Source organism: Caulobacter sp. (assembly GCF_049283275.1).
GTDB lineage: Bacteria > Pseudomonadota > Alphaproteobacteria > Caulobacterales > Caulobacteraceae > Caulobacter.
In genome coordinates, this window is the sequence record NZ_JBAPVS010000326.1 from 1 (window position 1) to 13,944 (window position 13,944).

Sequence of the window (13,944 nt, forward strand, 5' to 3'; positions counted from 1 at the left end):
CCTTGGCCCCGCGCCGCGCCAGCTCCAGCGCATGCTGCCGGCCCAGGCCGCCGCCGGCGCCCGTGACGATCGCCACCTGACCGTCGAACCGGATATCGTCCGCCATGTTCTCATCTCCCTCAAACGCGTGTTTGGTTTGGCGCGTTTGTGCGGCGCGGGAGAGAGGGCGTCAAGAGAGGCGAGAAGCGGCTAGGCCTTCTTGCCGTCCGCCTTGACGGGCTTGGGCGTGTCGCGGCTGGCGCCGGCCTTCTGGCCGGGCTTCATGAACTTGACCAGGACACGTTGCCCGATCAGGAACGGCGCGCCTTCCGCGCTGACGACCACTTCGACCACGCGCTCGTCGGTTCGCTCGGACGGGTCGTCGGACTGCAGCTTGCGCGCCCCGAACACGGCTGCGCGCCGCAGGACCTTGCCGACATAGACCTTGGTCGGATCTGCTTCGGGGGTCAGTTCCACCTCTTGGCCGATGCTGACGGACGGGATCGACGCCTCGCCGATTTCCGCCCGGACGATCCGCGCCGCGTGGGGCTCCAGGTCGAACATCGGCGTGACGTTCAGCGTCGAGGCGCCGGCGCCGGGATTGGCGTAGCGCCGGGCGATGCGGCCGTCGGCCGGCGCGCGGATCACCGTCAGTTCCTGGGTGTAGCGCGCCTGGTTCAATTGGGCCGTCGCCAGCTGGATGGCGGCCTGCTGAGCCTGGATGTTGGCCGTGGCCGAGGCGATCTGGTCCTGGGCGGCGTCCAGCCGCTGGCCGGCCACGAAGTTGGCGGTCGACAGGCTCTGCAGGCGGCGGTGCTCGCGCTGGGCGGTGCGCAGCTGCACCTGAAGGACCGCCAACTGGGCCCTGGCCGAGGCCAGGTTCGCCGCCGAGGTCTCGGCCGCGAGGCGCGCGTCGTCGTCTTCCTGCTTGGCCAGCTGCTGGCCCTTGACCACATCCTGGCCTTCCTGGACGAACACGTCCCGCACGATGCCCTGGCGACGGGCGGCGACGGAGATGACTCCGCCCTCGACATCGGCCTTGCCGTTGGCGATGGCCGAGAAGGGCGTATCGGGCGCGTTCTTGGCGCGCTCGGCGGCGGCGGCCTTCTCTTTCTTGGCGTTGGCCTGGCCGACGGCCACGAAACCGACGAGGCCCAGGATGACGACGAGAGCGATGGACCAGCCGAGGTGACGACGAATGAAGCGGAACATGGACCTTTAGGCTCCGATAAAGGTGGCGCCGTGATCGACCGTGGACTTGGTCTCGGGCGTGCGACGGCGATCGTCGAGGATGCGGCCGTCTTCGATGTGGATGACGCGGTCGGCGTAGGCTTCCAGCCGCGGGTCGTGGGTGACGCAGATCACGGCCGCGCCGTGCTGCTTGGCGGCGCGCTGCAGCAGCTGGATGACGATCTGGCCGTTCTCGCCGTCGAGCGCCGAGGTCGGCTCGTCGGCGAATAGCAGCTGCGGGTCCTTGGCCAGGGCGCGGGCGATGGCCACCCGCTGCTTTTCGCCGCCCGACAGTTCGCTCGGACGCTGGTTGAGACGCGAGGCCAGGCCCACCTCGTTCAGGGAGATGATCGCCTTCTTCTTGGCTTCTTCGGGATCCAGGCCCTTGTACTTCAGCACCGTGGTGACCTGCTGCACCGCCGTCAGAGCCGGGAACAGGTTGAAGCCCTGGAAGATGAAGCCGCAGTAGTCGAGGCGGAACCTGTCGATCTTGCCGCTCGGCAGCGTCCAGAGCTCCTGGCCCAGCGCCGTGACGGCGCCGGCGTCGGGGCGCAGCAGGCCCGAGAGGGCGGCCACCAGGGTCGACTTGCCCGAGCCTGACGGGCCCATGACCATGGTCAGATCGCCGTGGCGGGCGTCGAAGTCCACGTCCTTGAGCACCTCGATGAAGGTGCGGCCGGTCTTGAAGCGTTTGGACAGGCCCGTGGCGCGCAAAGCGACGCCGTCGGCGGGGCGGGTGGAAGCTTGGGGGCGTTTCATCGCAGCAGGTCCGCCGGCTGGCTTTTCTTCAGGATGCCCAGGGTCATGACCCCCGACAGGATGGCGACGATCAGCAGGAAGACTCCCACGCCCAGCACGATGGCCGGGGGGAAGAACATCGGCAGACCGCCCATGGTCGCCAGGGCCGAGACGCCGGTGGTCAGGACCGCCGTGGCGGCCAGGCCCGCGATGCCGACCCAGAACGACAGCTCCATGACGATGGCGCGCAGCGAGCCCATGCCCACGCCCAGAGCGCGCAGGCTGGCGAACTCCTTGATGCTGGCCAGGATCGCGCCGCGAAGCGTTTGCGATGTGATCGCCAGACCGATCAGCGCGCCGATCACCAGGGAGAACACCAGGATGATCGAGATGAACTGCTCCTTGAGCATGGCCCCCTGGTTGGCCTGGCTCAGCTCTTCACGGGTCCAGGCGCGGTAGGCGCCGCCGCTGACCGCGTTGAGCTGGTCGCGGATGGCCACGGCCTGGGTCGGATCGCGAAGCTGGATGAGCAGGGGGCCCGTGCGGTCGGCCCGTCCGGCCATGCCCAGCAGGCGCAGGGTGCTGCGCGACATGAAGACCATCGGCGAGGCCATGTTCGGATAGGTGTCCAGCACCACGACAATCTTGATGGTCTTGCCGTTGAGCGAGGCCTTGTCGCCTTGCTTGATGCCGAGCCGCGCCAGGGCCGTACGATCGACCGCCACGGCATAGGGTTCGAGCAGGGCGATCCGCGTGGTCTCGGAGAAGTCGGTCGGCAGGGTCACGGCGTTCGGATAGGTGTCGACGGCGAAGATCTGGACAAACTCACGCTTGCGCTTGCCGTCGGGGCCGGGCTCGTTCTGGAACTGTCCGCCGGCCCCGGGCAGGTCGCCGACGGCCAGCACGCCCGGGTGCAGATACAGGGTGGGCTTGATCCGCGCGGGCAGGCCGACGCCGCTGCCGTTGACCAGGCTCTCGGCCTTTGGGCCCAGCACCATGACCTCGGCGCGCGAGCGGTCGATATTGGCCGTGAAGGCCTTGCCGATGCCCATGAACATGCCGGTGAAGGCCAGGACGAGCAGGCCGGAGAAGGCCAGCGCGATGATGGCGGCCAGATACCGACGCCACTCATACAACAGTGTGGCCAAGGCCAGCGACATGCTCGAAATGCTCCCCAAATCCAGGGTTGCAGCAATGCCCGCCTAACTTGAAGCGGCCAAGTTAAATCGAGGTAAGGCGCGGCGGGGCGGACAGATCGTCCGATCCTGGCGGTTTGGCGCGCATAGCGCTTGCGCCGCGCCCCTCATTCATAGTCATTTGGTCCCTTGGCCGCGTCGCGGGGGCGCGCCGCTTATATTTAGGGTCTTCCGTCTTGATCTTCCTTCCCGAGAACGTCCAGGCCCTGGCGGGCGTGGCGCTGATCCTCGGCCTTTGCTGGCTGGTGTCCGAGAACCGCAAACGCTTTCCGCTGGTGCTGGCGGTCTGCGCGATCGCCATCCAGCTGATCCTGGTCTTCGTCCTGTTCAAACTTCCCGCCACGCGGGACGCCCTGCAGGGCGTAAACGGCGCGGTCGAGGGGCTGGCCTCGTCGACCCAGGCGGGCACCAACTTCGTGTTCGGCTATCTGTCGGGCACCACGCCGCCCTATGCCGAGACCAATCCGGGGGCCGGCTTCCTGTTCGCCTTCCGCGTGATGCCGGTGATCCTGGTGGTCTGCGCCCTGTCGGCCCTGCTGTGGCACTGGGGCATCCTGAAGTGGCTGGCCAAGGGTTTGGGCTTCCTGTTCCAGAAGACCCTGGGCCTGCGCGGTCCGCCGGCTCTCGCAACCGCCGCCACCATCTTCATGGGCCAGATCGAGGGACCGATCTTCATCCGCGCCTATCTGGAACGCCTGACCCGCTCGGAGCTGTTCATGCTGATCGCGGTCGGCATGGCCTGCGTCAGCGGCTCGACCATGGTCGCCTACGCCACCATCCTGCACGACGTTCTGCCCAACGCCGCCGCCCATGTGCTGGCCGCCTCGCTGATCTCGGCCCCGGCCGGCGTCCTGCTGGCCCGGATCATGGTGCCCGGCGACCCCAGCGAGAAGTCCGACGACCTGGACCTGGCCGAGGAGGACAAGACCTACGGCAGCTCGATCGACGCGGTCATGAAGGGCACCACCGACGGCCTGCAGATCGCCCTGAATGTCGGCGCCACCCTGATCGTCTTCATCGCCCTGGCCACCATGGTCGACAAGATCCTGTTCGCCCTGCCGATGGTCGGCGGCGAGCATCTGAGCATCGCCCGCGTGCTGGGCACGATCTTCGCGCCCCTGGCCTGGGCGATGGGCATCCCCTGGAAGGAAGCGGGAACTGCCGGCGGGCTGCTGGGCGTCAAGCTGATCCTGACCGAGTTCACCGCCTTCATCCAGCTGGCCAAGCAGGGTCCCGAACTGCTGGACCCGCGCACCCGGATGATCATGACCTACGCTCTGTGCGGCTTCGCCAACATCGGTTCGGTGGGCATGAACGTCGCCGGCTTCTCGGTGCTGGTGCCCGCGCGCCGGCAAGAGGTGCTGGGCCTGGTCTGGAAGGCGATGATGGCCGGCTTCCTGGCCACCTGCCTGACAGGCTCGCTGATCGGCCTGATGCCGCGCGGCTGGTTCGGATTGTAACTCTGGGTTGACTCGTTTCCTCCCTTCCCCCTTGATGGGGGAAGGGCCGGGGATGGGGGTGACCCAGCGTGTCAGGCAAACCAGAAAAGCCTCTCCACGCCAACGGCGCCGTCAAGCGCGCCCGACGCCTGCGCCGGGAAATGACCGCAAGCGAGCGCGTCCTGTGGGAAGCGCTTCGCCAACTCAACCTCCACATCAGACGCCAGGCGCCGATGGGCCGCTACGTCGTCGATTTCGTCCATCACGGCGCGAAGCTGGTGATCGAGGTCGATGGCGGGCGTCACGACCTGCCTGAGGCCCAACTGCACGATGCTGAGCGAGACGCGTGGCTCAACGCGCAGGGCTATCGGGTTCTTCGCATTCGCGATCGAGACGCGTTTGGGGACGCGTACGCCGCGGCCGATCGCGTCGCGGCCGAGATTCAGCAGCCACCCCCATCCCAACCCTTCCCCCATCAAGGGGGAAGGGCTTAAGCGGCGGGCTCTTCCATTCCCTTCGGTTAGTGCGGCATCCTCCGGCCAAACTCGGGAGGACACCATGAAACTCTACGACAGCCGCCGCGCGCCCAATCCCCGCCGGGTGCGGTGGTTCATGGCCGAGAAGGGGATCGAGGACATCGAGATCGTCGATGTCGACATCTTCGGCGGTCAGCATCGCCAGCCCGATTATCTGGCCAAGGCCGGTCTGCCGAACGTGCCCGCGCTGGAAATGGACAACGGCCAGACCATTACGGAATCGGTGGCCATCTGCCGCTTCCTGGAAAGCCGCTATCCCGAGCCCAACCTGTTCGGCCAGGACGCCTGCGAGAGCGCAGTGATCGAGATGTGGATGCGCCGCGCCGAGATGATGGTCGCCACGCCGCTGATGATGCTGGTCCGGCATAGCCACCCGGCCTTGGCGGCCATCGAGACCCAGATCCCGGAGGTCGCGGCCGCCAACCGGGCCATGGCCGAGAAGGGGTTGAAGGTCCTGGATCGTCGACTGGCGGAGAGCGAATTCATCGCCTGCGAGCGGGTGACCATCGCCGACATCCTGGCCGCGACGGGCCTCGACTTCGCCCGCATGGCGCGGTTCCGGCCCGATCCGGAGCTGGTCAACGTCAAACGCTGGCTGGACGGGATGATGGCGCGGCCGGCGGCGAAGGCTGGGGTTTAGCTGGTCCCTCTCCAGTGGGAGAGGGACAGCTAGCGCTGGCGGATTTTCTTGATCACGCCCGAGAAGTTCAGCATCGGCGCCCCGCCCGTCGAGACCAGTCCGCGCACGAACAGCAGCGAGCCGCCGGCCTTGGTGACCTCGCCGGTCGATTCCACCAGGTCGCCGGCCTTGGCCGGGCCCAGGAACTCGCCGTTCAGACTGACGGTCACGGCCCGCACGTCCTTCAGGTGAGCCCACGAGATCGAAAACAGCGAATAGTCGGCGAAGGTCATCATGCAGCCGCCGTGCATGAAGCCGCCGCCGTTCATATGGCGGGCCTCGGCGCGGAAGGCGCTGCGGACGACGCCGTTCTCTTCCTTGAAATAGAACGGCCCGGTCTGGTCCTCGAAAGCGTCCATGCCGGCCCAGGTGCGCCACCCCGCCCACGCGCCTTCGGTGACCAGCTTGGGTCCGTCCCAGATCTCGTTGCCGCCGTCCATGACCCATCCCCTTGCGTTGTCTTTGAGGACCTAAGGCGGCGTTACGCCGGAGGCAAGCGGCCGCGCTCGCGCTGCTGACAGATTCGTGGCATCCCTCCGCCCATGACCACGCCTATCCAAGACACCATCCTCTCCCAGCTGGCCGCCGTGGCCGCCGGCAAGTCCATCGATCCGATGTCGGTCGCCAAGGCCATCGAACCCGAGCGCTGGCAGCGCGTGCTGGGCCACGTGCGCACCAACGCCATCGAACTGGCCCGCGAGGGCAAGATCGTCATTCTGCGCCACAACAAGCCGGTGAATCCGGAGAAATTCCGCGGGGTCTACCGCCTGCGGCTGCGCCAGGAAGGCGACCCGACCAGCTTCGAGGATGTCGCGGGCGACGAGAGCGGCGAAGCGTAGGACGCGCCGCGCACCTAAGTCTTGATTCAAAACTAAACCCGTGGACCTATGAGCTCCACTCATAAGGGGAGGGTCCACCATGATCGTCTACGGCTCGTCGTTATCGCCGTTCGTGCGCAAAACCCTGGCCTTCGGAGCCGAGAAGGGACTGACGCTGGAAAACAAGGTCGCCGCGCCCGGCGCGCCCGATCCCGAGTTCCTGGCCTGCAGTCCGTTCAAGAAGATCCCGGGCTTCAAGGACGGCGATTTCCAGATCTCCGACTCCACGGCGATCATCACCTATCTCGAGGCGCTGCATCCCGAGCCGAACCTGATCCCGACTGACCCGCGCAACCGCGCCCGGGCGATCTGGTTCGAGGAATATGCCGACACCATCATCGTGGCGGCCGCCGGGCCGCTGTTCTTCAACCGCATCGTCGGCCCCCGCTTCATGGGCGCGGCCACCGACGAGGCCGCCTGCGCCAAGGCCGAGAACGAGACCATCCCGGCCGCGCTGGACTATCTGGAACGCACGATCCCGGCCTCGGGCTTTCTGCTGGAGGACCGTTTGACCCTGGCCGACATCGCCGTGACCAGTCCGTTCGCCAATCTGGGCCACCTGAACTTCGACCTGTCGCGCTGGCCCAAGGCCAAGGCCTATTCCGAGGCGATCCTGGCGCGGCCGTCGTTCGACCACTGGGTCCAGCGCGAGAAGCGGTTCCTGGGCGGCTAGGGGCGCGGCAAGGCTTGTCTTCGGCCGCGGGCGCGCTACCTGAAGCCCCCATGCCGCTCGACGACATCCTCGCCGACATCCGCGCCTGCCGGGCCTGCGCGCCGTACCTGCCGCACGTGCCCAGGCCGGTGGTGCGGGTGGGCGAGGGGACGCGCCTGCTGATCCTCGCCCAGGCGCCGGGGCGGCTGGTGCACGAGACGGGATTGCCGTTCAACGACCCCTCGGGAAAGCGCCTGCGCGACTGGATGGGGATCGACCGCGACACCTTCTACGGCCGCGACGAGATCGGCGTGGCCGGCATGGCCTTCTGCTTTCCGGGCACCAATCCCAAGGGCGGCGACTATCCGCCGCCGCCGCGCTGCGCCCAGCTCTGGCACAAGCCTCTATTGGCCGGGCTGCCGAACGTCGAGCTGACCCTGCTGGTCGGGAGCTACGCCCAAGCTTGGGCGTTGGACTCCAGGATGAAGGGAAGCATGACCGACACCGTCGCCGCCTGGCGCGACCATATCGACGCCGGGCTGCTGCCCCTGCCGCACCCGTCGTGGCGCAACACGGCCTGGCTCAAGCGCAACCCGTGGTTCGAGGCCGAGGTCACGCCCTATCTTCGCCGCCGAGTGGCGGGCATTCTGGCGCCATGAACCGTCGGATCCTCCTCCTCGGCGCGGCCTGCGCGGCCAGTCTCGCCGCTTGCGCCCCGGTCACCCAGCGTCCCGGCCTGGGTCAGCTGGGCTATCGCGGGCCCCGACTGGACGACGACGGCCTGTTCAGTTTCGACGGCCAGAAGCTGGGCATGACGAAGTGGCTGCCGCCCGAAGGGACGCCGGTCACCCAGGTGATCGTCGGCCTGCACGGCATGAACGACTATTCCAACGCCTTCCACCTGGCCGCGCCGTTCTGGGCGCAGCAGGGGATCGCCACCTACGCCCTGGACATCCGAGGCTTCGGCCGCTCGCCCGACCGCGGCGTCTGGGCGCCGCCGGACCTGGTGATCGAGGATGTCCGCACGACCGTCGCCCTGGTCCGCGAGGTCCATCCCGAGGCCAAGATCGCCCTGGCGGGGGTCAGCATGGGCGGGGCGCTGGCCATCGCCGCCATGGCCTCGGACCGTCCGCCCGCCGCCGACCGTCTGCTGCTGTTCGCGCCGGCCGTCTGGGGCTGGTCAAACCAGCCGCTGCCCTACAAGACCAGCCTGTGGATCACCGCCCACACCACCCGCAGCTGGGTGGTCAAGCCGCCCGAGTGGCTGGTCAAGAACGTCCAGCCCACCGACAACATCGACGAGCTGCGCCGCATGGGCCGCGATCCGCTGATGATCTGGGGCGCGCGCTCCGACACGCTGTACGGCCTAGTCGGGTTGATGGAGAAGGCCTGGGCGTCGCTGGGCAAGGTCCAGGTCCCTGTCGCCTATTTCTATGGGGCCAACGACCACATCATCCCCAAGGAGCCGACCATGGAGGCGGTCCGCCGGCTCAAGCCCGACGACCGCTCGGCCTATTACGCCCACGGCTGGCACCTCCTGTTGGTCGACAAGCAGGCCCCGGTGGTGTGGACCGACGCCGCCGCGTTCCTGAAGGACCCGCTGGCCGACCTGCCGTCCGGCGCCCCGCCGATCCCGGGGGCGCCGACCGCGCCGAACGTGGTGAAAACGCAGGTTTCCAAGCCATAGGTCCAGCCCGGATCGGGTGCGTCGAGGTGAGGCCTTGTTCGCAATCCTCCGCCAGCGTACACCCCGGCGCAATCTTTCTGGCTAAGGCGAGACCGACGGCATGACCTTGTTCGATTCCCCGGATTTTGAGGGACATGAAGGCGTTCACGCGTTCTTTGACGAAAAAACCGGCCTCAAGTCGATCATCGCCGTCCACTCCACCGCGCGCGGCCCCGCCGCCGGCGGTTGTCGGATGTGGGACTATTCCAGCGCCGACGCCGCCGTGACCGACGCCCTGCGCCTGTCCAAGGGCATGTCGTACAAGAACGCCATGGCCGATCTGGACTTCGGCGGCGGCAAGGCCGTGATCCTCGGCGACGCCCGCAGCCAGAAGACTCCGGAACTGTTCGAGGCCTTCGGTCGCGCGGTCGACAGCCTGAACGGCCAGTACTGGACGGCAGAGGACGTCGGCGTCTCGCCGGCAGACCTGGTCTCCACCCGCCGCACCACTCGCTATGTCGCCGGCCTGGAAGGCCACGCGGCCGCCTCGGGCGATCCGTCGCCGGTCACCGCCGAGGGCGTGTTCCGCGGCGTGCGGCTGTGCGTCCAGCGGGCCCTGAACCGCGACCTGAACGGCGTCACAGTCGCCATCCAGGGCGTGGGCCATGTCGGCGCCTATCTGGCGGAAAAGCTGCACGCCGCCGGCGCCAAGCTGATCATCGCCGACGTCAACCAGCACGCCCTGGACGAAGTGGCCGCCAAGACCGGCGCCAGGATCGTTTCGACCGACGCCATCTTCGACGTCGACGCCGACGTCTTCGCCCCTTGCGCCCTGGGCGGCGCGATCTCGGCCACCACCCTGCCGCGCCTGAAGGTCAAGGTGATCGCCGGCGCGGCCAACAACCAGCTGGCCGACAAGACCATCGGCCAGGCGGTGTTCGAACGTGGGATCCTCTATGCCCCCGACTACGTGATCAACGGCGGCGGCATCATCAACGTGGCCGGCGAAATCCGCGCCCTGGAAGCCGGCGTCGCCTTCGACCCGGACTGGGTGGCGACCAAGCTCGATCGCCTGGCCGTGACCCTGGACGAGGTGCTGGACCACTCGCTGAACGACAAGCGCGCGGCCAACCTGGTCGCCGACGAAATCGCCCGCGCCCGCATCGCGGCGGCGCGGACCTAGGTCGAGACCCGCGCCCGCCCCGAAATCTCCGACCCGGCATCCCTGTCCAGTCGCAAATAGACCGGCAAGGCCAGCAGCGTCACCAGACCGATCGCCACGAACGGCCAGGTGAACCGGTCGGGCGTCAGGTGGTCGTCGTGACCGCGCGCCAGGTGCAGCATCAGACCGCCGAAACTGACCCCCAGGGCCAGGCCCACCTGTTGGGCCACGGCAGCCAGCGTCGAGGCGGCCGCGACCTTGGCCTGCGGCACGTCGGCGTAGGCGATGGTGTTGGCGGCGATGAACTGGTTGGACCGCGCGAAGCCGGCCAGGAACAGCGCTCCGGTCATCAGCAGCATGGGCGTGCCGGGGCGGAAGAAGCCCGGGGCGGCGGTCAGGATCGCCGTCAGGGTCACGAAGAACGCCAGCTGGGTGCGGAAGCCGAAACGCTTGAGGCTGACGGCGGCGAACGGTCGGGCGATCATCACGCCGACGCCGGTGCCCAGGGTTACCATGCTGGCCTTCAGCGGGCTCCAGCCCAAGGCCACTTGCAGCAGCAGGGGCAGCAGGAACGGGCTGGCCCCGATGCCCAGCCGCACGAAGGCCCCGCCCAGCAGGCTGGCTCGGAAGGTGCGGTATTTCAGCAGGCCCAGGTCAAGGATCGGCTTGGGCGTCACCATGGCTTTGCGCAGATAGAGCCAGCCGCTGGCCAGGGCCAGGGTCAGCACCGTGATCTGACCCCACCAAGGCAACAGCGACAGCCCCGCCGTCTCGGCCACGACCACCAGGCCGCTGATCGCCACGGCCGACAGCAGGAAGCCCAGGGTGTCGAAACGACCCATGTCGGCCGGCTGGCTCTTGGGCACGAAACGCATCACCGCCGTCATGCCCAGCAGGCCGATCGGCAGGTTCAGGTAGAAGATCCACGGCCAGTCCGCGACGCTGAGCACCAGGCCGGCGAGGGGAGGGCCGATCAGCGGGCCGATCAGGGCGGGCATCGTGAACCAGCCCATGGCGCGGATCAGCTTGTCCTTGGGCGTGGAGCCCACGACGATCAGCCGGGCCACCGGCGTCATCATCGCTCCGCCGATTCCCTGGAGGATGCGCGAGGCGACCAGGGCTTCCAGATTCCGCGACAGGCCGCACAGGGCCGAGCCGGCCAGGAACACGACCATGGCCGTCATGAACACCCGCCGCGCGCCGAACCTTTCCGCCGCCCAGCCGCTGGCCGGCGTGAACACCGCCAGGGCCAGGATGTAGGAGGTCAGGGCCAGCTTCAGGTGGATGGGGTCGACGCTGAACGCCCGGGCCAGGGTGGGCAAGGCGGTCGACAGCGCGGTCGAGTCGATGAACTCCATCAGCAGGGCGCTGGCCACGGCCAGGGAGATCAGCCGGGTTCCGAGAACCGGCTTGTCTGGCGGAGGGGAAGGCGGATCGGTCGACACGACGGGCGGCTTACGCCCGCCAGCCGCCGACCTCAAGCCGCCGACCTTATGTGGAGGGTCCAAGTCGATCGGGCGTCTCGCGCGTTATGCTTCTCGCAGCTGCCTGGAGCCCGCGATGACGCAGGAAACCCATCTGTCCGAACTCGAGGAAGAGATGGCCCAGGCCGTCGCTGCCGAGGACTTTGAAACGGCGTCGGTCCTGCGTGGCCAGATCGACCAGATTCGCCGCGACCTGAGGGTCATGGAGCAGCCCGGCGCGAGCGCCCCCCAGGCCGCCTACTTCAAGCACCGCGAGGCGCAGAAGCCCGGCCCGCCTTAGGATTTTGCTCGCCAGTTCCATCTACTCGCCCGAGAGGGCGTCGCGCAGTTCCCGGTGCAGCTGCTCCAGCGTGAAGGGCTTGGTCAGCAGGCGCGTGCCGGCGTCCAGGGTGCCGTTGTGGACGATGGCGTTGCGGGTGTAGCCGGTCATGTAGATGATCTTCAGGTCCGGCCGCAGAGTCAGAGCGGCGTCGACCAGCTGGCGACCGTTGAAGCCCGGCATGACCACGTCGGTGAGCAGGACGTCGACCTCCGAATGCTGGCCCAGGCGCTCCAGCGCCACCGCCGCGCCGTCGGCCTCGATCACCTTGTAGCCCAGCTCGCGGGCGGCGCTGACGGCGAAGGTCCGCACGCCCGGATCGTCCTCGGCGATCAGCACCGTGAACGTTTCTCCGTTGGCCACGATCGTACGCGGCGCGATCGGCTCATCAACGGTCAGGCCCCGGGTGTCGCGTGGCAAGTACAGCTTGACCGTCGTGCCCACGCCCAGCTCGCTATAGAGCTTGATGTGACCGCGCGACTGCTTGAGGAAGCCGTGCACCTGCGACAAGCCCAGGCCCGTGCCTTCGCCCAGCCGCTTGGTGGTGAAGAACGGATCGAAGGCCCGCTCCATCACATCGGGCGACATGCCGCTGCCGGTGTCGGTGATGGCCACCAGCACGAACTGGCCGGCCACGACCTCGTCGTGAGCGTCGGCATAGGCCTTGTCGAGGAAGGCGTTGGACGTCTCGATCGTGAGGCGGCGGCTCCGGGCGTTCTCCGCCATGGCGTCCCGGGCGTTGACCGCCAGGTTGAGGATCGCGCTCTCCAGCTGAGGCGTGTCGACGAAGGCCCGCCACAGGCCGCCGGCCAGCACGGTCTCGACCGCGATGTTCTCGCCCAGCGCCCGGCGCAGCAGCTCGGACATGTCGGCCACGCACTTGTTGACGTCGGTAGGCCTTGGATCCAGCGGCTGCTGGCGCGAGAAGGCCAGCAGGCCTTTGGTCAGGGCGGCGGCGCGGTTGGCCCCCGACAGGGCGTTCTCGGCCAGGCTGAGGAGCTTCTCCTGTCCCGACAACCGGCGGATCAACATGTCCAGATTACCGACGATGATCGCCAGCATGTTGTTGAAGTCGTGGGCGACCCCGCCCGTAAGCTGGCCCAGCGCTTCCATCTTCTGAGCCTGGCGAAGCTGAGCCTCGGCGCGTTCGCGCTGGGCGATCTCGGTTTCCAGCGCGCGATTGCGCTCGGCCAGTTCTCGAGCGTGGCCGCGGGTCTCGCGGACCATGGCGAAGGCCAGCAGAGCGGCGGCGACCACGGCCAGGACAATGACCCCGATCAAGAGCGAACGCTGGGTGGCGACGACGGCTTGGCGTCGGGCCAGCAGGTCCGCCTCGGCGGTCTCGAACGCTTGGCTGAGCACGCGCACGCGATCCATTATCGCTTTGCCCGCGTTGCTCTTGAGCCGATCGATAGCGGCGTCGGCGTGACCGGCGCGGGCCGCGGCCACGGTGAGGTCCAGCTCAGTCATCTTGGTGTCGATCGCCTGTTCCAGGACGGTCAGGCGCTCCCGCTGGGCGGGGTTGTCGGCGACCAGGTCGCGCATCTGGCGCTTGAGGCCGGGCAGGTTGCGGCGGGCCTGCTCGTAGGGCCTCAGATAGGCCGGATCGTTGGTCAGCAGGTAGCCGCGTTGAGCGGTTTCGGCGTCCTGCAAGGCGCTGAACATCACGGCCTGGACGCGTCGCACCTCCAGTGAGTGCGCCGCCCACCGTTCGGCTCCCGCGCTGGTGACCGCGACGACGACCGCCGCGAAGGCCGCGCAGGCCAACAGAAGAAAGCCCACGATGAGGCTTAGACGCACGCCCCGCGCATGCCGCGCCATGTTGGTCGACAGATCACGCGTCAACTCGATGCTCCCCCGACGGGTCCCGTTCCATCGCCCTGGCTTGATACGTGGAATCAGGGGGAAGCGCCAACGCCGCGAGACCATGCGGTGCTGAAACGGCTGTCGCCGGGCGCCGCCCTCGCATCGCTTTCAGAATTCCTC

15 protein-coding genes and 1 pseudogene are annotated in these 13,944 nt (G+C 68.0%); 9 read left to right on the forward strand and 7 right to left on the reverse strand.

The window, feature by feature from the left end:
* The 4 genes and pseudogenes from WAL33_RS18395 to WAL33_RS18410 all read right to left on the reverse strand — a co-directional run.
* Window positions 1–106, reverse strand: a pseudogene (locus tag WAL33_RS18395) (3-oxoacyl-ACP reductase); the annotation flags it as partial.
* 83 nt (window positions 107–189) lie between these two features.
* Entirely contained in the window at window positions 190–1,191 is a 1,002-nt protein-coding gene (locus WAL33_RS18400) for an HlyD family secretion protein (RefSeq protein ID WP_422183072.1), read from the reverse strand.
* Window positions 1,192–1,197: 6 nt separating this feature from the next.
* Window positions 1,198–1,968, reverse strand: a complete 771-nt coding sequence (locus tag WAL33_RS18405; RefSeq protein WP_422183074.1) for an ABC transporter ATP-binding protein — start codon at window positions 1,966–1,968, stop codon at window positions 1,198–1,200.
* On the reverse strand, window positions 1,965–3,107 hold the full coding sequence (locus WAL33_RS18410; RefSeq protein WP_422183076.1) for an FtsX-like permease family protein: 1,143 nt from the start codon (window positions 3,105–3,107) through the stop codon (window positions 1,965–1,967). Before WAL33_RS18410 ends, WAL33_RS18405 begins: the two co-directional genes overlap by 4 nt.
* 215 nt (window positions 3,108–3,322) lie before the next feature.
* Between WAL33_RS18410 and WAL33_RS18415 the strand changes: the two genes are divergently transcribed.
* The 3 genes from WAL33_RS18415 (at window position 3,323) to WAL33_RS18425 (ending at window position 5,758) form a co-directional block, all read left to right on the forward strand.
* Window positions 3,323–4,603: a NupC/NupG family nucleoside CNT transporter gene (locus tag WAL33_RS18415; RefSeq protein WP_422183135.1), complete on the forward strand. Its 1,281-nt coding sequence runs from the start codon at window positions 3,323–3,325 to the stop codon at window positions 4,601–4,603.
* A 140-nt stretch (window positions 4,604–4,743) separates the two neighbouring features.
* Window positions 4,744–5,076 (forward strand): endonuclease domain-containing protein, encoded by a 333-nt coding sequence (locus tag WAL33_RS18420; protein ID WP_422183136.1) that lies wholly within the window; start codon window positions 4,744–4,746, stop codon window positions 5,074–5,076.
* 64 nt (window positions 5,077–5,140) lie between these two features.
* Complete coding sequence (locus tag WAL33_RS18425; RefSeq protein ID WP_422183077.1) at window positions 5,141–5,758, forward strand: glutathione S-transferase family protein; 618 nt, start codon at window positions 5,141–5,143, stop codon at window positions 5,756–5,758.
* Window positions 5,759–5,787: 29 nt separating this feature from the next.
* Here WAL33_RS18425 and WAL33_RS18430 read toward each other — a convergent pair whose 3' ends face one another.
* Window positions 5,788–6,237, reverse strand: a complete 450-nt coding sequence (locus WAL33_RS18430; RefSeq protein ID WP_422183079.1) for a PaaI family thioesterase — start codon at window positions 6,235–6,237, stop codon at window positions 5,788–5,790.
* A gap of 102 nt (window positions 6,238–6,339) precedes the next feature.
* Here WAL33_RS18430 and WAL33_RS18435 point away from each other — a divergent pair, with 102 nt between their 5' ends.
* The 5 genes from WAL33_RS18435 to WAL33_RS18455 all read left to right on the forward strand — a co-directional run bounded on the left by WAL33_RS18435 (window position 6,340) and on the right by WAL33_RS18455 (window position 10,176).
* Complete coding sequence (locus WAL33_RS18435; RefSeq protein WP_422183081.1) at window positions 6,340–6,636, forward strand: DUF3253 domain-containing protein; 297 nt, start codon at window positions 6,340–6,342, stop codon at window positions 6,634–6,636.
* A 79-nt stretch (window positions 6,637–6,715) separates the two neighbouring features.
* The gene (locus WAL33_RS18440) at window positions 6,716–7,348 is read left to right on the forward strand and encodes a glutathione S-transferase family protein (protein ID WP_422183083.1); all 633 of its coding nucleotides are present in this window, start codon (window positions 6,716–6,718) and stop codon (window positions 7,346–7,348) included.
* Window positions 7,349–7,398: 50 nt separating this feature from the next.
* Entirely contained in the window at window positions 7,399–7,986 is a 588-nt protein-coding gene (locus WAL33_RS18445; RefSeq protein ID WP_422183085.1) for a uracil-DNA glycosylase family protein, read from the forward strand.
* Window positions 7,983–9,014: an alpha/beta hydrolase gene (locus tag WAL33_RS18450; RefSeq protein ID WP_422183086.1), complete on the forward strand. Its 1,032-nt coding sequence runs from the start codon at window positions 7,983–7,985 to the stop codon at window positions 9,012–9,014. Before WAL33_RS18445 ends, WAL33_RS18450 begins: the two co-directional genes overlap by 4 nt.
* 100 nt (window positions 9,015–9,114) lie before the next feature.
* Window positions 9,115–10,176 carry a Leu/Phe/Val dehydrogenase gene (locus tag WAL33_RS18455; RefSeq protein ID WP_422183088.1) on the forward strand — a complete coding sequence of 354 codons (1,062 nt, stop codon included), beginning with the start codon at window positions 9,115–9,117 and terminating at the stop codon, window positions 10,174–10,176.
* Here WAL33_RS18455 and WAL33_RS18460 read toward each other — a convergent pair.
* Entirely contained in the window at window positions 10,173–11,600 is a 1,428-nt protein-coding gene (locus WAL33_RS18460; RefSeq protein WP_422183089.1) for a DHA2 family efflux MFS transporter permease subunit, read from the reverse strand. The genes WAL33_RS18455 and WAL33_RS18460 overlap by 4 nt on opposite strands.
* 115 nt (window positions 11,601–11,715) lie before the next feature.
* Here WAL33_RS18460 and WAL33_RS18465 point away from each other — a divergent pair, with 115 nt between their 5' ends.
* Window positions 11,716–11,919 carry a UvrB/UvrC motif-containing protein gene (locus WAL33_RS18465; RefSeq protein WP_422183090.1) on the forward strand — a complete coding sequence of 68 codons (204 nt, stop codon included), beginning with the start codon at window positions 11,716–11,718 and terminating at the stop codon, window positions 11,917–11,919.
* A 21-nt stretch (window positions 11,920–11,940) separates the two neighbouring features.
* Here the strand turns inward: WAL33_RS18465 and WAL33_RS18470 are convergent, their stop codons facing one another.
* Complete coding sequence (locus tag WAL33_RS18470) at window positions 11,941–13,803, reverse strand: CHASE3 domain-containing protein (protein ID WP_422183092.1); 1,863 nt, start codon at window positions 13,801–13,803, stop codon at window positions 11,941–11,943.
* Between the last annotated feature and the right edge of the window lie 141 nt (window positions 13,804–13,944).